This window comes from Chitinophagaceae bacterium C216 (assembly GCA_028485475.2).
Taxonomy (GTDB): domain Bacteria; phylum Bacteroidota; class Bacteroidia; order Chitinophagales; family Chitinophagaceae; genus Niabella; species Niabella composti.
The window spans coordinates 1,500,731-1,519,345 of sequence record CP144143.1 but is presented as its reverse complement, the minus strand read 5'-3'; the positions used below and the strand labels follow the sequence as shown (position 1 = coordinate 1,519,345).

The following is an 18,615-nucleotide window of genomic DNA, read 5'->3' as shown; positions in this document are numbered from 1 at the left end:
ACTAATCAAAATTAAACTCAACTTTTGGAGCTTGATCTGCACCCGGATCAGCCTTGAAAGGTTCTTTTGCTCTAAAACCAAAGATACCTCCCAAGATGTTCATTGGGAAGGAACGCACTTTAGTATTATATACGTTTATTGCACTATTAAAAGCATTACGAGAAGCTCTAATATCGTTTTCGATACTTTCCAATTGTCCCTGCAATTGCAGGAAATTTTGGTTAGCCTTTAGCTCAGGATAACTTTCTACCACTGCCAGCAATCTGCTGAGCGCACTACTTACTTCGCCCTGCGCAGCTTGAAATTTTTCCAGATTTTCAGGAGTCAGCTGGTCAGCAGAGATATTTACCGAGGTAGCTTTGGAACGTGCCTCCACTACTCTAGTTAATGTTTCTTGTTCAAACTTAGCGGCACCTTTTACCGTATTCACTAGGTTCCCTACCAAATCATTCCGTCTTTGATAATCAGACTGTACGTTTGCCCATGCTTTTTTCACGGCTTCATCCTGTTGTACAAGACTATTATATCCGTTACAACCCATAAAGCCAAAGATGACCAATACTATCAGTACAATAAGTCCTAATCCTTTTTTCATGTTTTCGGTTTTAATGTTAACAAAACAAATTTAACATAATTCATTTATGTAGGAGACGAATTCCTAATATATTCGGTAAAACAGTTTTTTGAATCGGTAAAGCCTTGAAGAATGGGATGTTTTTCAATAAAACTAAGCATATACACCAGTTGCTTACACTCATTAAATGGGTTTGAGCATGATTTTTACCCTGATACCATTTATCAACATTAAAAACATCAGGTACCAGCACTCGGTTACGCTACCCAAAATATCTAGTTAAGTTACTCTTTACTCCCGATACTATTTGTGGTAAAATCTTTTGATTAATAAATAAGAGCAACGGAGTTGCTGTGCATCAGCAAATAGTGTTCCGGTACAAATATTTAATCTGTAGAATGTAGCATTATGCCTACTCTTTTAAGTCCATCTTTATTTCTTTATTTTCTTCTTAACAGCCTTTGAAGGAGATGGCTCTAACAAAGGATTGGATACTATAAAGGGCTTGGGCTTAGTAGCATTGCGACTTTTTTCAATTTCCACTTCGTTGATGATCATCGATTGGGGAGCAATAATACTTAAATCAGCATAGTTCCTTAACATGGTCTTATCCGATGCTACAATAAATCGTCTTAAGGATCTTATATTTAATGGCAGTACTTCACATTCGTTAATCATCTCTTCTTCGCCTGTAGCTACATTAACCCTATAAATCTCTGTATCGTTTCCATAACGGCGAAGTCCCTTAATGATGTAAGCATAAGGCAGCCCTTCTTCTTTGGCCAGTTGCAATAATCGGCTTTTCATAGAATCGGCGGAAGCGATGCTATCGGAAGTAAGTCGTAGTACCCCGGGAGAATACGTATTACTGCCAAACACTGATGCCGAAAATCCCTGAGAAACCGGAAACTTATGCGTAGGAGTACGCCCATTGAGCAGTGATCTCAACACACCATGCTGAATAAGCACCAGCGAGTCTGGAGGTCTCACCCCTTCATTATCTACTTCATAAGCGCCTGTTGTTTTTTTGCCTTCAAATACTTTTAAAGAAGGTATAGCAGTTACTGTAAGCGCCGAAGCAACCAGTTTCTGTCCGAGTTTTTCCTCATAGTCTACATCAGGCATACCATACCCTATTATAGGTTTTCTTTTTACTTGCAAGTTAGAAGTAAAGCAACTTTGAATAATACCATGAACAGCATCTCCCTCTAAAAGTACCGGACCGATATACGAGCCTTCGAAGGGTTTTGCTTTTTGCTTATTGCGCAGGGTTGAGATAAGTTGTTTTACAGCTGTTTCCAGTGAGTCAAATGATGGAAGCTCATGAATATTCTTTACAATTAGCGAGTACGTGTGGCTAATGCTGCTACCATCTTCCTGCATTAAAGCGCCGTAAGCTGTAAAAGTCACATGCCCCTTGGGTTTTCTAATAGTAGTTCCTTCGCTGGTAACTAGGTACTCTTCCGCACTATTCATCGAAAGGCGGCAGTAAGATGTAGTAATATCAGCATGTTCATTAAACAAAGTAGATAATCGCTTTAAACGCTCTTTCCATTTATCGGTATCGATTACGATAGGTGTTGCTGCACCAAAATCTTGCGTCAGTGGTGTGATGATGGACAAATCGTCCAAGGCCAGCTCCTTAGGATCTACATTTACTCTTTTCAAAGAAGACATAAAGGCAGTATACTGACGGGCATTATTCTTATATGCTTTATCGGTTTCGAGCCATATCAACCTTCTGTACTCATCAGCATCTTCTTCATGGGGTAATAATACTGAGTATACGTCGTTAATCATGTAATCGAAATTGCGATGATAATCTCCCACCCGTAGTTTCACTGCAAATACTTTTCTGTTTACGGGTTCACTTACAGTTGAAGTAATAATACCACGCTCAGCATTTAGCTCCAGGTTGTAATGATTACTGAGGTTGTACGCAATGAAAAACGGCCTCTCCAAGTCTGGCAACTTTAGTCTTTTAATATTACGCTGCAGCTCCTCATGCAATACTTTTACATAGAAATTATCTTGCAAAGGCTGGGCCGATGCATACATAACAGCCACCAGTAACATCAGCATTATCCAGCCTGTCTTCGTTTTCATGTTCATTAATTATAATTTCTTTCAGAATACTAATACAGCTTCGTTATTACTCATGATCCAAGTCGGGGCGAGGTAATACCGGCGGCCTCTCGGATGATTTACTCTTCTTCTGTGTTTCGATAAGGTCTACAAATATGGCCGGAGAAGATGCCGATACCGGTACCCAGCCTGAGCCCGCCCCACAGGAGCCGTTGAAGGTATCCATTTCCTTACTGCAGGCGGCAATGCGCATAAACATAGAAAGCGGTGTACCAATCAAGTCTACACCTCTTACCAACTCATCTGGCCTTCCATCTGCATATACTCGATACACCTCCGTAGGAATAACATTAAACGCATTGGGTGTTGTTCTGCCTACATTAGTAAAGCCCCCCTGCACATCAGCAAAATAATAACCGAAAGGTTTACCCTGTTTCTTACACTCCTCGATGAGCATGCTTCTCAGGTCTGCTTCAGTTTTATCTGTTTTACCTGTAACAATAAGATTGCTTTGTCTGCTTTCGGGAATACCACCCGGTGCCGTACGGGCATGACCATTACTACCCGACACGCCATTGATGGGCGTTCGCGTCATCAGAAAATTTTTAAGAATACCATTTTCTACTACATCTACTTTTTGTCCCATTACACCTTCATCATCGAAACGATAATAGCCGTTTACATCCACTCCGTTCACCTGCTTTGCAGTGGGGTCCATGGTAATGCTTAGAAAAGAAGGTAGCACTTCGGTGCCAATTTTATTTTTGAAGGTTTGGCCATCATGCTCATTCTTCATGCGCTTGCCTTCGAGGCGATGGCCGAAAATTTCATGAAAGAAAACACCTGAGGCGCGGCCCGAAAGAATAGCCGGTCCTACATAGGGGTCGGCCAGCGGGGCAGTACGCAGCTTGCTAAGCTTTTCACTGATGATTACTGCATCCGCAATAATACTGTCTCTCGAAGGTAACCTCGCGGGCTCAAATGCGAAATATAGCTTCGTTAATGGCAATTCCATGCCGTCATCCGCCTTAGTGTTACCAAAAATATACAGCCATACCCCTGTGGCGTTCTCAATAATCTCCGAGCCATCGGTATCTACAAAATATTTGCGCGTGATTTTAAACTCATAATTACAACTGCCCGTCAGCAAATCCGGATTTTGTTTAAATACCTTCGTAATGGCTTTCAGATCTTCGGCAACACGTAACAAATCTGGTTTTAATGCCGCATAGTGCACCGGAGGGTCGTAATAAACTTCTTTCTTAGCGGCCGAGAAATCTGCAGCCGTATCTTCTTCTACTACTCTTACACGTTTATTGGTAAGCAGCTGTTCATAAATCTGAGCTGCATTCTTATAAGCAGCATCGGTATTTTTCCAGATAGCCAATTTGATTAATGTTTCATCATCTACCAAAGCTAGCCGGCCCGATGTATTGCCAAACTGCATATTATGCGTATTATCCAACTGATACGTACCCAATCGTACCGAAGGCGTAAATACACGCACACGACTGGAATCAATAGCATTCACTACACCGAAAGTGGCACTTACCCGATAAGTAGTGATATCATCTACTCTGTAGCTAATGTAGTAAACATTGGAATCGGCATTTCTTAACTGCTCATATTCGCGTTGAAGTTCTGATTTCAGAATCTGCAAAAGCTTATCCTGGGCGTTTCCGGTAATAGAGAACAATATAACGCCAACAAGCAGAAAGATACGGGTTGCACTTTTTATCATATTATAAAGATAAATGCAGACGCACAACAGTACACGCGAACTTTCATAATAGTTCGCTAATATTTAAAGCATTAGAATACCATTAAGGAAGCTGCTATATGCACTACAGTTGAACGGAGCGTCGCAAATACGATGCTATAGGTTCCCCAGCTGATACCAATAAGAGCGATTATTTGGGATTTACATAATTCTGCACATCGTCGGCAGTGATGGTTTTACCACTAAGAATTACCAGACGTTCTACAACGTTGCGCAATTCGCGAATATTTCCGGTCCAGTTGTATTCCTTCAATAGCTTCATAGCGGCATTATCGATGCTTTTTTTCGCAATACCGTAGTCGGAGCAAATGTCCTCAAGGAACTTGTCGACAAGCTGTGGAATATCATCGCGCCGTTCATTTAAAGATGGTACATGAATTAGGATCACGCTTAAACGGTGGTATAAATCCAACCTGAAGTTTTTCTCTTCAACCTCTTTTAATAAGTCTTTATTGGTGGCAGCAATTACGCGTACATCTACGTTGATATCCTTATCGGCACCTACCCTTGTAATTTTTCCTTCCTGCAGGGCACGGAGTACTTTGGCCTGTGCGCTCAGGCTCATGTCGCCTATTTCGTCCAGAAAAAGCGTACCGCCATTAGCCTGTTCAAACTTTCCGATACGCTGCTTTACTGCAGAGGTAAAGGAACCCTTCTCGTGACCAAAAAGTTCGGACTCGATAAGGTCTGTAGGAATCGCTGCACAGTTTACTTCCACCAGTGGTTGATTGCATCGATGGCTTTTTTCGTGTAGCCAACGGGCAACCAGCTCTTTACCTACACCGTTTTCGCCGGTAATCAATACACGTGCTTCAGTGGGAGCAACTTTTTCTATAGTTTCCTTGATTTTGCGGATAGGTTCTGAGTCGCCGATAATTTCCTGAACACCCGAAATTTTTTTTCGAAGTACTTTGGTTTCGGTAACCAGATTCTTTTTGTCCAGAGCGTTTTTGATGGTAATCAGCAGGCGGTTTAAATCCGGGGGTTTGGAGATAAAGTCAAAAGCTCCTTTTTTCACCGCCTCCACAGCCGTTTCGATAGTTCCGTGACCGGAAATCATGATAACGGGGATATCCGGGGCGAATTCCATCACTTTGTTGAGGAATTCAATCCCATCCATTTTGGGCATTTTGATATCGCACAAAATGGCATCAAACTTATTGTTTTCTTTAAGAATTTTTAGCCCCTGTTCGCCATCAGCAGCCTCATGGGTTTTGTAGCCTTCGTAAGAAAGGATTTCTACCAGTGTTTTTCTGATAGCTGCTTCATCATCGATGACTAATATTGTGTGGCCGTTATCTGTTTTTGTTCTGTGAGGCACTATATATACCGGAATTTAAGTGTTTACGTTTAATGTTTTCGGAGCTCACACCGCTCTCTACTCTGCACAAAGAACAGCAACCGACAAGGCAGCACATAAAAGCGGGTTTTAAAGCTTTGTTGCATGCGCATCTTTGTTTCTTTAAAACCCGCTTGAGGGTTTGTTAATTATTTTTTCAAATACATTACTTCCTTCACCAGCTTTACCGTGCGTTCCACGCTAGGCAATGCGGCAGCTACCAAGTTAGGTGCATAGTGCAATGGTGCGTCGGCAGCAGTAATACGACGAATAGGTGCATCCAGATAATCGAATGCATCTTTCTGAACATTGTAAGATATTTCTGAAGAAACAGAACCAAAAGGCCATTGTTCTTCTACAATCACCAATCGATTCGTTTTCTTAATGCTGTTAATTATAGTAGGAATATCCAGCGGACGAATGGTACGCAAATCAATCACTTCGGCGCTGATACCTTCTTTTTCCAGTTCAGCTGCTGCACCCAACGCTACTTTCATCATCTTGTTGTAGGAAATGATAGTAACATCGGTGCCTTCTCTTTTTATATCGGCCTTACCTAACTCGATGTAGTATTCTTCTTCAGGTACTTCCATTTTATCCCCGTACATCAGCTCACTTTCCATAAACATCACGGGGTCTTCTTCGTAACGGATAGCCTGTTTTAATAATCCTTTTGCATCGTAGGGGTTGCTTGGCGATACCACTTTAATGCCGGGAATGTTGGCATACAGAGCTTCAAAAGCGGTACTGTGTTGTGCCCCCAACTGTCCGGCCGAACCATTTCCACCGCGAAAAACGATAGGACAGGAAATCTGTCCGCCGCTCATCGCCAGCATTTTCGAAGCGGTATTCAGAATCTGGTCCAGCGCCAGTACAGCAAAGTTCCAAGTCATGAACTCTACGATAGGTCTGAGACCGTTTTGAGCTGCGCCCACACCTACGGCAGCAAAACCTAATTCAGAGATAGGCGTATCAATCACTCTTTTTGGACCAAATTCGGCCAGCATGCCCTGGCTCACTTTATAAGCTCCATTATACTCAGCCACTTCCTCCCCCATCAAAAACACTCTCTCATCCCTTCTCATTTCCTCACTCATCGCCTCTCTTAAAGCTTCCCTAAATGCTATTACTCTTGCCATATTTTATTAGTTATTTCTCTTAAAGTGGGCAAATTTAAACGTAAAATGTAGAATATTCAATATAAAATATAAAATTGTTAATAAAAGCATGCTGTTATCTTTGTGCTATGCAATCTCATTTCCCCCTTATCATTATTGGTGGCGGACCTATAGGCATGGCCTGCGCCATTGAAGCACAAAAAAATAATATTGATTACGTGATCTTGGAAAAAGGGTGCTTGGTAAACTCTCTGTATCATTACCCTGTGAATATGACCTTTTTTTCGACCTCTGAACGATTAGAAATTGGCAATGTTCCCTTTGTATCCAATAACCCCAAACCTACCCGAAACGAGGCTCTGGAATACTACCGAAGGGTAGCTCAAACCTACCAGCTCAATACGCACTTATTTGAAGAAGTGTTAAAAATTGAGAAAGCTGCGGCTGTGGGGCCAAGGTTCGTCGTTCATACCTCCAAGGCTACTTATACTAGCAACTATATCATCATCGCCACCGGTTTTTATGATATTCCTTATTTGCTGAATATACCGGGAGAAAACCTGAGCAAGGTGACGCACTATTACAAAGATCCTCATTTTTATGCCTTTCAGGATGTAGTAGTGGTAGGAGCGATGAACTCAGCCGTGGATGCCGCTCTAGAAACTTTCCGCAAAGGTGCTCGTGTTACTATGGTTATAAGGGGAGGCAAAATCGGCTCCCGTGTAAAATATTGGGTACGACCCGATATTGAAAACCGCATTAAGGAAGGTTCTATTAAAGCTTATTTTCATGCTACTTTAAAAGAAATTCGCGAACACGAAGTGGATATCAACACTCCAGAAGGTGTGGTGACTATTAAAAATGATTGGGTTATTGCTGCAACAGGGTATCAGCCCAACCTGAAATTTCTGGAGGATATCGGTATTGAACTCAGCAAAGATGAAGTGCGTGCCCCTACCATCAATCCTGATACACATGAAACCAATGTTGCGGGAGTGTATCTGGCGGGAGTAGTTTGCGGCGGTATGAACACACACCGATTGTTTATCGAAAACTCCAGAGAACATGCAGTATTAATTCTGAAAGACATAGCTACTAAACAAAAAACGGCATAAACTCCCCTTTACAGAAACGGTGATTCATGACCCAAGAAAACAACATTAAAACGGTACAACTTCGCCGGCATAAAGCCATTGCTACCGGATTATTCATCTTAATGGTAGTTATATATGCCGTAACGACGTGGGTTTTACACCGACAAGAGCTTGCTTGGTTGCACTATGTAAGAGCCTTTGCCGAAGCTGCCATGGTGGGGGCTTTGGCCGACTGGTTCGCAGTAACAGCACTTTTTCACCATCCGCTCGGGATTCCTATTCCTCACACCAATCTTATTGAAACGCGCAAAAAGAGCATTGGAGATAATCTGGGAGGATTTATTGTTACAAATTTTTTAAACAGTGAAACTGTAAGACCCTACATCCAAAAGCTAGACATCAATGCATTGCTCCTCCCCTGGCTTAAGAATGCAAAAAATACAGAACTGCTGGTAGCAGAAGTATCTAAAATTCTAAAAAATATTGTTACCCGCGCCGATGATGTACTGGTATCTGGCTTTATTACCCGCAAATCCAAAGACCTGCTCAACGATATTCGATTGAATGAGGTGCTTGCATCGGGATTAAGCATTCTTATAGATAGAGGCGATCATCTGCGTATTTTGGACTACCTGGCCGAGAAGCTGCGTGTTTACATACTCAATAATGAAGAGATGGTACGCGAAAGAGTAAAGAAAGAAAGCCACTTTTTAATCCCGGGATTTGTAGACAATCTAATTGCAGCAAAAATAACTAGTGGGCTGGCGAGCTATCTAGCCGAAATCAAAGAGGATACCCACCATAAAATCAAAAGCGATATTACCGGACACCTACAGGCCTTTATTGAAGATGTACGGAGCAACCCCAAATGGCAACAAGAGCTAGAGGGCATTAAAGAAAATATACTAAAAGGAGATAAAGTACAGCAATATGCCCACTCTATATGGAAGCAAATCCAGAGTGCTATTATCAAGGATCTGGAAAACACAGACTCGCATATTCGACGTTATTTCAGCAAAACAATCCAAGATATGATGGAAGACCTGCAACAAGACCCACAAATGCAGGAGAAAATCAATCGCTGGGTGCGTTATAATATCTACAAAGCTATTTTAAGAAATGCATCAAAAGTAGGAATGCTTATTAGCAACACGGTGGGTAACTGGCAAGGAAAAGAACTTAGCAATAAACTCGAGCTGGAAGTGGGTAAAGATTTGCAATTTATACGCATCAATGGTACACTGGTAGGAGGCTTAGTAGGCTTGCTGATTTATACCATTACACAACTTATTCAAAATAGTTAAACTATCTAATTTTTATTTTCATGCATATACAGATAACATTTAACAATATATCCGACACTATTAAAGAATTACTGATTGCAGAATTGGCCGATATAGCCGAAGGTTTTGAAGAAACGGATACCGACCTGCATGCCTTTTTTATGAAAGAAAAATACGACCGCGAAGCGGTTACCTCTCTGGCAGCATTGCATAATATCACTTTTACAGAAAATGAGATTGCACCTCAAAACTGGAATGCACTGTGGGAATCCAATTTTGAACCAGTGATTGTAGAGAACTTCGTAGGAGTACGTGCTTTCTTTCATGCACCGATTCCTGATGTACAGCATGAAATCATCATTACACCCAAAATGAGTTTCGGCACCGGACATCATGCCACCACCTATCTCATGATTCAGCAAATGCAGCAGATAGACTTTAAGGGTAAAACAGTATTTGATTTCGGAACGGGAACAGGCATTCTGGCAATTCTGGCAGCTAAGTTGGGTGCCCAACAGATAACCGCCAACGATATTGACGAATGGAGTATACAGAATGCCCGCGAAAACTTCGAAACTAATAATGTAACGGATATCAGGCTGGTGCACTCCGACTCCGGTATGATGGCCGAGCATTTTGATATTATTTTGGCAAATATTAACCGAAATGTGCTTTTAGAAAATATTTCACATCTTAGTAATCAATTGAATAACAATGGATTACTAATACTAAGTGGTATCCTTAGAGAAGATATTGCGATAATAGAGCAGTGTTGTAAAAACAACCATTTATCTTTGTCCGGTCAGGCTGAGAAGAGTAACTGGATGTGTTTGAGTTTTAAAAAATTATAACTTTAATGGCCTGTATATTTTCCTATACGGGATTATATATTATATTTACTCTTCGATTGCTCAAATAACGGACAGATAATGCAGGAAACATTATTAATCATTTTAGCCTATTGTCTTGGAAGTATCCCTACATCGGTATGGGTGAGCCGGGCCTTTTTCAACATCGATATTAGAGATTATGGTAGTGGTAATGCAGGTGCCACCAATACCTTTAGGGTACTGGGTCCCCGCTGGGGTACGTTTGTGATGATTTGTGATGTGCTAAAAGGTTTTCTTGCAGTAAAACTGTTTCTTCTATTGCCCCCATTTCATACTGAAATTGCAGAACTCAATATGCAACTCGCCTTAGGCGTTGCTGCTGTATTAGGACATATTTTTCCTATATGGGCTGATTTTAAAGGAGGAAAAGGTGTAGCCACTTTATTCGGGCTGGTAATTGCCATTTCGCCTTGGACTGCATTGGCCTGCTCCGGCGTATTTTTATTGGTTTTGTACCTTACCCGATTTGTATCTTTAAGTTCTATTTTGGCTAGCATTGCTTTTCCTATATTTATACTAGTTATTTTTAATGTAGAAAATCATGTGTACCGTGTGTTTGCGGTAGCTGTAGCATCGCTAGTTATTCTTACCCATCAGAAAAATATTAGTCGTATTATTAAAGGCGGAGAAAGCAAGGTACCCATTTTCAAACATCGCGATAGACGCAGGCAAAGAAATACCGAAGACTAACGAGTATTTTTTACAACCATACAAAATCCAGCACCGTCAATATTATCTTTGATTTGGTATAAAGATTGCATCCAAGTTTTAAAAGCAGTATTCATGATAAAGAAATTAGCAGGCTTGATAGCTATTGCAGCTATTGTTGTGGCATGTACCACTAATGCCATCACCGGTCGGAGCCAGTTCAAACTGCTCCCCGAGTCACAGTTGCAACAGATGGCTGTTGGCGAATATCAATCTTTTCTTTCCAGCAATAAAGTTATTCCAGCCACCTCTAGTAACAGAGACGCAGAAATGGTAAGTCGCGTAGGACAAAGAATTGTGAATGCCGTTACAACATTCTTTAAGCAGAATAATATGGCTCAGGAGCTTGAGGGGTATCAATGGGAAATTAAATTGGTGCAGAGCAACGAAGCCAATGCCTGGTGTATGCCTGGCGGTAAAATTGTAGTGTATACCGGACTATTACCCATTACCCAGAATGAAGCGGCCCTAGCCAATGTAATGGGACATGAGGTATCGCATGCGCTTTTTGGACACACTAATGAAAGAATGAGTCAGGCTATAGCTGCCCAATATGGGGGAAGTATTCTGGATGCCTTTATGGCCAACAAATCTTCGGCAGCTATGCGCAACATCTTTGGGTCGGCGGTAGGTATGAGTTCGCAGCTGGGTATACTGGCTTTTGGCAGAAAACAGGAGTTGGAGGCAGACCGCTACGGTATGATTTGGGCAGCGATGGCAGGATATAATCCAGAGGAAGCCATTGGACTGTGGGAAAGAATGCAAGCATACGCCGGTGGAGGGGGCACTCCCGAGTTTTTGAGCACCCACCCGGGGCCAGAAAGAAGAATTGAGCAGCTTAGAAAATACCTCCCCGAGGCTATGAAATATTACAGACCTGTAAGTAAATAGATATTATACTTTACAATAATACAAAACCCGTTGGTTATAAAAAACTGACGGGTTTTTTGTTAAATATACCTTTCATAAGGCGGTTTTGAGTTAAATTTGCAAATATTTTCAAAACCCATATATAATCCGGATAGCTTGATATCTGGTATTTGTTAATAAATCCCACAAGTTCTATGACTCAATCTGTTTTCGAAAAACTACAGTACGCAGACGAAAAGAATCTTTTAATTCAGGGTTTACCCTCCTCCATTGAGAAACAATTTAGTAAATTATCATTCGCAAAAAACATGACTCCGTTGTTAAGGGCAAGAAAGCTCGATTTTGCCTTAATTTTTGCTGTGAATGAAAACCAACTCAATGGTATTTTGAGTGATGTAATGCCCTCATTAAAAGAAGATACTAAGTTTTGGGTAGCGTATCCTAAAACAAGTTCTAAGATCGTAACCGATCTGAACCGTGAAAGGAGCTGGACCAAACTTACGGAAAAAGGGTATGTAGGTACTGAAAATGTTGAGCTAGACCATGTTTGGACAGCAACAAAATTCGAGAAGTGCCAGTCGGCCCAAAAAACCGCTAGCGCTGCTAAAGAAAAGAAGAAACAAGTGCAGATGGCCTAAAACAGTTTTATAGAAAATAAAGCCCGTTATATTAAATATCGGGTTTTTTTTATGTATACGGCACAGTTATTGTATCTTTTGCGTAAAATCTCTCTTATGAAAAAAGTATTTTTATTATTGACAGGGTTTTGTGTGGCGAGTCTTGTTTCTCAAGCGCAGACACAAAAGGGTTATTACCTCATTGGTGGCAATATTGCCAGTGTAGGAGGTAATACCAACGAAAAAAGCTTTAACCTAAAAATTGAACCGAAAGCTGCCTGGTTTATTCAAGATGATTTAGCAATTGGTGGACAGGTGAGCTTTGGCCTAGATGCCGGACGAGGCAGAGGGCCTGCCATCAATTACTTTGTAGGCCCTATGGCCCGTTATTATTTCGGAGAACAACAAGTAAACACTCCCAAACAAACCCGCCTTTTTGCAGAAGCAAATGCCGGTCTGGGAGGTACTAATGGTGGGGGACGCTCTACCAACGGATTTGAAGCCGGTCTCGGCCCAGGTTTGGCTTTCTTTGTAAACGAAAATATTGCTCTGGAACTATTGGCAAAGGGTAATATTACTACAGGAGGTGGAACCCATGGTGTAGCGTTTAAACCACATCTTGGATTAGGCTTCCAGATTTACTTACCTACTTCGAAACTAAAAGATATCAGAGACAATATTAAGAAGTAAAGCTTAGTATAACTTCCATATAAAAGACGGTGCTGTACAACACCGTCTTTTTTATTTTTTTAGGACAGGCTTGCTACCGCCTTATCGCCATACATTTGGTCCTTATACTTTAAGGATGGGGATGGAATAAATTTTCCAATTCCTAACTGCTCCCATTTAGCATCTACCGCCGCAATGGTTTTATCGTCAGCTACAATAATATTGGGCCAATCTCTTTCAAAACCATCCCATTCTTTTGTTTTAATGGTTCCATCCAATCCTAAGATAGCCGTGTATTTTCCTGCTATACCCTTCTTGTTGAGATAATGATCTCGCTTAGGATCCAGATTATTGCAAAAACGCCATAATGCAGTGGGCAAATCCATTGCATTAACGGTATGCTCCACATACAAAATCATTTTAATGCCGTTGAGCATTTCCAGTTTGCTCAATGCTTCATGCAGTTCTTTAATATGTCCTCTTCTGTTTTTCTCTACAGAAATTATGAGGCAGGGGATATCGTGTTGTAATAGGTTGCTATTACAATATTTAATTTCCGGAAAACTTGTCTTTAGCGCTTCGATATTAATTGCTTTAGGAGAGGGCACATCAATATAAGAATCATCTTTCTCCTCGTCGTATTTGAAAGTACCGTCTATACACATTTTACCTCCAAATCCCAGCTTACTACAACTGTGATCAAGAACATCCATAGGACCTTGAGAGAAATAGATATCGGTAGCCGGATTTAAATTTCTGAACACTTCTCGCGCAATATTCTTATAATCCGTAATGGCCGTTCCCGACTGAGATGTAACAACTAGGATTTTATTAAACATCATTTGTCCGGCCCCCCACATGGCATTCATCACCTTGTTGCCTTGGCCGGCATAATCCTTTTTAATTTCTGCAATTACCAGATTATGAAATACGCCCTCCACCGGCATGTCCATATCAGTAATCTCCGGTACCAAAGTCATTTTTATAGGAGCCAAAAATATACGCTCGGTGGCCTTACCCAACCAGGCATCCTCCTGAGGAGGGATTCCTACTATCGTCGCCGGATATACGGCATTTTTTCTATGCGTAATAGCAGTAACATGAAATCGGGGATACCAATCAGGCAAAGAATAATATCCTGTATGATCTCCAAAGGGGCCTTCCCAAATCATTTCTTCATTAGGATCTACATACCCTTCAATGACAATATCGGCATCTGCCGGCACTTCAATTTCGGGCTGGGTAATACATTTTACCAGTTCCACTTTTTTCTTACGTAGAAAACCGGCCAGCATGTATTCATCAACATTTTCGGGTAGCGGTGCTGTAGCCGAATAAGCATATACGGGATCGCCTCCCAACGCAACTGCTACAGGCATTTTTTTGCCTAGCTTTTTATACTCATTAAAATGCTTCGCAGAAACCTTATGCTTGTGCCAGTGCATTGCCGTAAGCTGCGGTCCAAAAACCTGCATACGATACATACCCACATTTCGCACGCCGGTATGAGGCTCCTTAGTATTGATAATAGGCAGTGTGATAAAAGGTCCTCCATCCTGCGGCCAACAAGTAATTACAGGCAGACGGGTAAGATCGGGAAGCCCCATCCATCTTTCGCCGGTAGGTAATGGTCTCTCCGTAAGAATCACTTCTTGACATTCGCCCCTGCCCTTCCTCACCTTGGGCATCCAAGAGGCAAACTCACTCAGCTTGGGCAATAACTTCAGCTTATCAAGAATATTTTCTTTTGGCGAGGACAATAACTTAAACAAGTCCTCAATATCGCGGGCCACATCATCCAAATGCTTTACTCCCAATGCCAAACACATGCGCTTCTCACTGCCATAGGCATTCATGAGTACTGGAAAATCATAACCTGTATTTTCAAATAGCAATGCTTTTCCTCCTCCCGGTTCCTTACTCATCCTGTCTGTTATCTCTGCCATTTCCAGGTGAGGATCGACATAAGTTTTGATTCTGATGAGTTCCCCTTCTTTTTCCAATACTCTAATAAATTCCTGCAGATTTCTATATGCCATGGCGATAGTTTAATTACTATTAACGATGTACGCGCGCAAGTTAAAATAATACAGTGGCAATAAAATGATAAATCTGTAGTAATTTATTTTACGCTACATTCAAGGGTTACAGTAATACTGGCTGTTTTATTTTTGGATGTAGTATTGAAGGCGCCGCCATAACTATAATCTTCATTGCTGTTCTGCCCCGTAATCTGAAATACCCCCATGGTAGCCTTGCTAACGCCCGTAATAGTGCCATTGGTATTCTTAGCGATAATTTCAGCGCGCTTCCGAGCATCTTCAGCAGCTTTATCCAGCAAATCGAGCTTGAGGTCGGCAAGTTTTGTATAGAAATATAAGGGTTCGGGAGAGTTAAGTTCGATTCCTGTTTCGATAAGACCTGTGATCTCCCTTGCCATGGCTTCTACTTTAGCAACATCGCTGGACTCTACTTTTATATTTTGTGTAAGGTTGTACCCGGTAAAACGATAACCTGTAACCTTTCCCTCATCACTGTATTGATATTCAAACTGACGATCAATTTTTATTGAAGAAAAAATCATTTCTTCCGGCTTAATGCCTTTGCTTATCAGATAATTTTTAACGTTTTCTTCATCCTTTTTTATCAAAGCATAAGCGCCCTTTAAATCATAGGCATTACGGCTATAACTACCGTTCCACACTATCAAATCGCTAGTAAAATCTGTTCCCGCACTGCCTGTAACTTTTATGGTCTGACTTGTCTTAAACTTGTACTTGTATGCACCGGCAATAGCAAGAGCTCCTATAACAATGGCTAGAGCTATTAATGCAGTTCCTATAAAATTTAAACCCCAAAAACTTCTTGTGCCAGAAGGTGTGTCCATATAAAAGATTTTACAACTGCCTTATTTTGATATTTTTGAAGTAGGCTTTATTACCGTGATCCTGTAGGGCTATATGTCCTTTTTTAGCTATACCATAATCAGGATAATCCTTCCATTTGCCCGTGTTCTTTTTATGATACCATTCCTCGGTCCAAGCTTCAAATGCTACTATCTTCTCACCATTTAGCCAGTGCTCTACTTTACCTTTATTAAATATAATTTTACTGTGGTTCCACTCTCCTACAGGCTTTAATTTTTTATTAGGCCCTGCCACATGCATGGCATAGTCAGCTCCAGTTTGTTGCCATTCTTCCAGCTTGCCCGGATAATTTACATCATCTATAATCTGATACTCCGGTCCCGTTTCATAGGGTCCTTTGTATTTTTTGTCTTCAATAACATGATACATCACACCACTGTTACTTCCTTTATCTATCTTCCATTCCCATTCCAGCTCGAAGTTCTCATATCGTTTATCGGTTACAATATCTCCACCGGTATCATGCTTTGCTGCTCCTAGACATACCAATGCTCCATCTATGATTGTCCAGTTCGTAATGGGCGCATTCCCTTTATTATAGCCATGCCATCCATTAAGGGTTTTACCATCAAAAAGAACTTCCCATTTTCCGGTTTTAGAGACTTTAGGAGAACAGGAAAATAATATAATTGCAAAAAGCAAGTTTAATAACAATGATTTTGTTTTCATATACAATTTACAAATCTTTCAAATTATAAAAAAGTTGCGGTACTGAGTTTTCGCTGCAGCCACCGCAACTGATTCACTATCACTAATGTGATGTTAGACTGAGTTAGACTCTTTTCATCTTCACCGGATCCCACTGTATAGGTCGTTTCTCACGCAGGCTGTCATTACATAATAATGCTGGAGCGGCAGCTCTGAAGCCGAATACGGCATCCTCCACAACCGAAGTATTATTACGAATAGCGGTGAAAAAGTTTACCATATGATCGTAGGGACCACCTTTGTATCCTTCTTCTGCCTTATAAGTCATAACAGAAGGGGGTAGAATACGTTTACGTGGTTCGTTGGCATTACTTTTTTTCTGTTTTTTCAGGAAGGGATCTCCGGAATCGGAATAATTGTTTCGCTTGAGCGTTACATCATCCCAAGTCACATCCATAGCCCCTTCGCTTCCTACCAGCCGCAGGAAGGTAGTGCCACTCGTGCCGTCAACAAAGTTGCAACGCAATGAAAGATTAAATGCCGGATGCTTATCCGTTTTAGGATAATCAAAAGCGCCTAGTTGCACATCAGGACATTCACGACCATCATGCCAGAAGCGTAAGCCACCGGTAGAATACACTCTCTCCGGTCCTAAGGAATCAGTAATAAAATGCAAACTAGAGAATAGGTGCACGTACAAATCGCCGGCCATACCGGTTCCATAATCATTATAATTTCTCCAGCGGAAGAAACGCAGTGGATCAAAGGGGCGTTTTGTAGTATTGCTTATATAAGTTTCCCAATCCACGGTTTGTTCCGAAGCGTCTTCTGGAATAGGATATTGCCATACAGCAACAGGATCACGGCGTGCCCAGAAACCTTCGGCATAATTCAATTCTCCAATAGCGCCCTGTTTCAGCAGCTCTTTAGCTTTTTCATTTCCTAGAGAAGATACTCCCTGACTTCCCACTTCAAACACTTTTCCGGTTTTCTTTTGTGCAGCAATCACTTCAGGTCCTTCATCTATGGAGTGCACCATAGGCTTTTCGCAATACACATGTTTCCCGGCATTCATAGCATCAATCGATATTTGTTTATGCCAGTGATCCGGTGTGGCAATGATGACAGCATCAACATCCTTGCGATTTAAAACTTCTTTATAACTTTTAGTTATAAAGAGATCATTGCCCCATCTTTTTTTGGCACTTTCCAGTCGGCCTGTGTACAAATCGCAAACGGCAACAATCTTTACTCCGGGTACCATGAGCGCTGTATTCATGTCGTTTACACCCATGCTCCCTGCCCCTATGAGGGCTACATTTACATTATCATTGGCTGCAAAAGTTTGATTACGTGTAAGACCAATTATTTTTCTTGTTTCGGTTGAAGAGGCACTCAGATATCGGCTTGCCGCCAGCGCACCGGAGGACAATACCAGTTTTTTGAGGAAGGATCGACGTGCGTGTTCTTTGCTTGCGCTCATAATTTTAAATGAATTTTATTAATGAAAGAAAATGCTACGCTTTTCAAATATAATGAAAGCAAAATCAACTAAAATTAAGAATTAATCGTAAATAAACGATAGATCGGTAGCTTTCATATACAATTTCTTACCTACCAGTCTATGGCTTCCATCTCCAAACAATATAGCTCAGCATACAACAAATAACTAAAAAGCCGACTGATATGCATCAGCCGGCTTTTTAAAAAACTTTCGGTAAGATAGAATTACACTTTATTAGCGCCTTCCACCAAAACTGTCACATTATTATTTAATACTTCTACAAATCCTCCTTGTATATCATAATATGTGGCAGTACCATTGAGCGAACCTTCCAGCACTTTTAGCCTACCTTTGGTAAGCGCTGCTATCAAAGGAGCGTGCTTATCCAACACCTCAAAAGAACCGGTTACACCGGGCAGCTGCACTCCATATGCATCGCCACTGTAAATGCTACCTTCCGGGGTTAATATATTCAGTTTCATCTTTAAGAATCACTAATTCAATGAATG

At 41.2% G+C, this 18,615-nt stretch carries 17 protein-coding genes; 7 read left to right on the top strand and 10 right to left on the bottom strand.

Translation table 11 applies throughout. From position 1 onward, the window contains the following. Nucleotide 1: 1 nt before the first annotated feature. The 5 genes from PIECOFPK_RS06320 to PIECOFPK_RS06300 all read right to left on the bottom strand — a co-directional run bounded on the left by PIECOFPK_RS06320 (nt 2) and on the right by PIECOFPK_RS06300 (nt 6,917). The gene (locus tag PIECOFPK_RS06320) at nt 2-595 is read right to left on the bottom strand and encodes a LemA family protein (protein WP_330973569.1); all 594 of its coding nucleotides are present in this window, start codon (nt 593-595) and stop codon (nt 2-4) included. A gap of 411 nt (nt 596-1,006) precedes the next feature. Further along, nucleotides 1,007-2,680: a metallopeptidase TldD-related protein gene (locus PIECOFPK_RS06315; RefSeq protein WP_409966759.1), complete on the bottom strand. Its 1,674-nt coding sequence runs from the start codon at nt 2,678-2,680 to the stop codon at nt 1,007-1,009. Nucleotides 2,681-2,726: 46 nt separating this feature from the next. Beyond that, nucleotides 2,727-4,400 carry a TldD/PmbA family protein gene (locus PIECOFPK_RS06310; protein WP_409966758.1) on the bottom strand — a complete coding sequence of 558 codons (1,674 nt, stop codon included), beginning with the start codon at nt 4,398-4,400 and terminating at the stop codon, nt 2,727-2,729. Between the two features lie 169 nt (nt 4,401-4,569). Beyond that, on the bottom strand, nt 4,570-5,760 hold the full coding sequence (locus tag PIECOFPK_RS06305) for a sigma-54-dependent transcriptional regulator (protein ID WP_330973566.1): 1,191 nt from the start codon (nt 5,758-5,760) through the stop codon (nt 4,570-4,572). Nucleotides 5,761-5,927: 167 nt separating this feature from the next. Next, nucleotides 5,928-6,917 carry a pyruvate dehydrogenase complex E1 component subunit beta gene (locus tag PIECOFPK_RS06300; protein ID WP_330973565.1) on the bottom strand — a complete coding sequence of 330 codons (990 nt, stop codon included), beginning with the start codon at nt 6,915-6,917 and terminating at the stop codon, nt 5,928-5,930. A gap of 107 nt (nt 6,918-7,024) precedes the next feature. Here PIECOFPK_RS06300 and PIECOFPK_RS06295 point away from each other — a divergent pair, with 107 nt between their 5' ends. The 7 genes from PIECOFPK_RS06295 to PIECOFPK_RS06265 all read left to right on the top strand — a co-directional run bounded on the left by PIECOFPK_RS06295 (nt 7,025) and on the right by PIECOFPK_RS06265 (nt 13,048). Further along, nucleotides 7,025-8,011: a YpdA family putative bacillithiol disulfide reductase gene (locus tag PIECOFPK_RS06295; RefSeq protein ID WP_330973564.1), complete on the top strand. Its 987-nt coding sequence runs from the start codon at nt 7,025-7,027 to the stop codon at nt 8,009-8,011. 26 nt (nt 8,012-8,037) lie between these two features. Further along, entirely contained in the window at nt 8,038-9,294 is a 1,257-nt protein-coding gene (locus tag PIECOFPK_RS06290) for a DUF445 domain-containing protein (RefSeq protein ID WP_409966757.1), read from the top strand. A gap of 20 nt (nt 9,295-9,314) precedes the next feature. Further along, nucleotides 9,315-10,124, top strand: coding sequence for a 50S ribosomal protein L11 methyltransferase (gene prmA / locus PIECOFPK_RS06285; protein WP_409966756.1), 810 nt, complete (start codon nt 9,315-9,317; stop codon nt 10,122-10,124). Between the two features lie 78 nt (nt 10,125-10,202). Beyond that, entirely contained in the window at nt 10,203-10,853 is a 651-nt protein-coding gene (gene plsY / locus PIECOFPK_RS06280) for a glycerol-3-phosphate 1-O-acyltransferase PlsY (protein ID WP_330973561.1), read from the top strand. A gap of 93 nt (nt 10,854-10,946) precedes the next feature. Next, nucleotides 10,947-11,762 (top strand): M48 family metallopeptidase, encoded by an 816-nt coding sequence (locus PIECOFPK_RS06275; RefSeq protein ID WP_409966755.1) that lies wholly within the window; start codon nt 10,947-10,949, stop codon nt 11,760-11,762. Between the two features lie 173 nt (nt 11,763-11,935). Beyond that, nucleotides 11,936-12,379 (top strand): hypothetical protein, encoded by a 444-nt coding sequence (locus PIECOFPK_RS06270; RefSeq protein ID WP_330973559.1) that lies wholly within the window; start codon nt 11,936-11,938, stop codon nt 12,377-12,379. Nucleotides 12,380-12,475: 96 nt separating this feature from the next. After that, nucleotides 12,476-13,048: a hypothetical protein gene (locus tag PIECOFPK_RS06265; protein ID WP_330973558.1), complete on the top strand. Its 573-nt coding sequence runs from the start codon at nt 12,476-12,478 to the stop codon at nt 13,046-13,048. Nucleotides 13,049-13,107: 59 nt separating this feature from the next. On the opposite strand, the gene PIECOFPK_RS06260 is transcribed toward PIECOFPK_RS06265, so the two are convergent. The 5 genes from PIECOFPK_RS06260 to atpC all read right to left on the bottom strand — a co-directional run bounded on the left by PIECOFPK_RS06260 (nt 13,108) and on the right by atpC (nt 18,588). Continuing rightward, nucleotides 13,108-15,066: a menaquinone biosynthesis decarboxylase gene (locus tag PIECOFPK_RS06260; RefSeq protein ID WP_330973557.1), complete on the bottom strand. Its 1,959-nt coding sequence runs from the start codon at nt 15,064-15,066 to the stop codon at nt 13,108-13,110. Between the two features lie 83 nt (nt 15,067-15,149). Beyond that, the gene (locus PIECOFPK_RS06255; RefSeq protein WP_330973556.1) at nt 15,150-15,914 is read right to left on the bottom strand and encodes an SIMPL domain-containing protein; all 765 of its coding nucleotides are present in this window, start codon (nt 15,912-15,914) and stop codon (nt 15,150-15,152) included. Between the two features lie 10 nt (nt 15,915-15,924). Beyond that, a complete protein-coding gene (locus tag PIECOFPK_RS06250; protein WP_409966754.1) occupies nt 15,925-16,623 on the bottom strand; it encodes a DUF1080 domain-containing protein in 699 nt (232 codons plus the stop codon). A 103-nt stretch (nt 16,624-16,726) separates the two neighbouring features. Next, complete coding sequence (locus PIECOFPK_RS06245) at nt 16,727-18,085, bottom strand: Gfo/Idh/MocA family protein (RefSeq protein ID WP_330973554.1); 1,359 nt, start codon at nt 18,083-18,085, stop codon at nt 16,727-16,729. A 245-nt stretch (nt 18,086-18,330) separates the two neighbouring features. Beyond that, nucleotides 18,331-18,588, bottom strand: a complete 258-nt coding sequence (gene atpC, locus PIECOFPK_RS06240) for an ATP synthase F1 subunit epsilon (RefSeq protein WP_330973553.1) — start codon at nt 18,586-18,588, stop codon at nt 18,331-18,333. Nucleotides 18,589-18,615 lie beyond the last annotated feature (27 nt).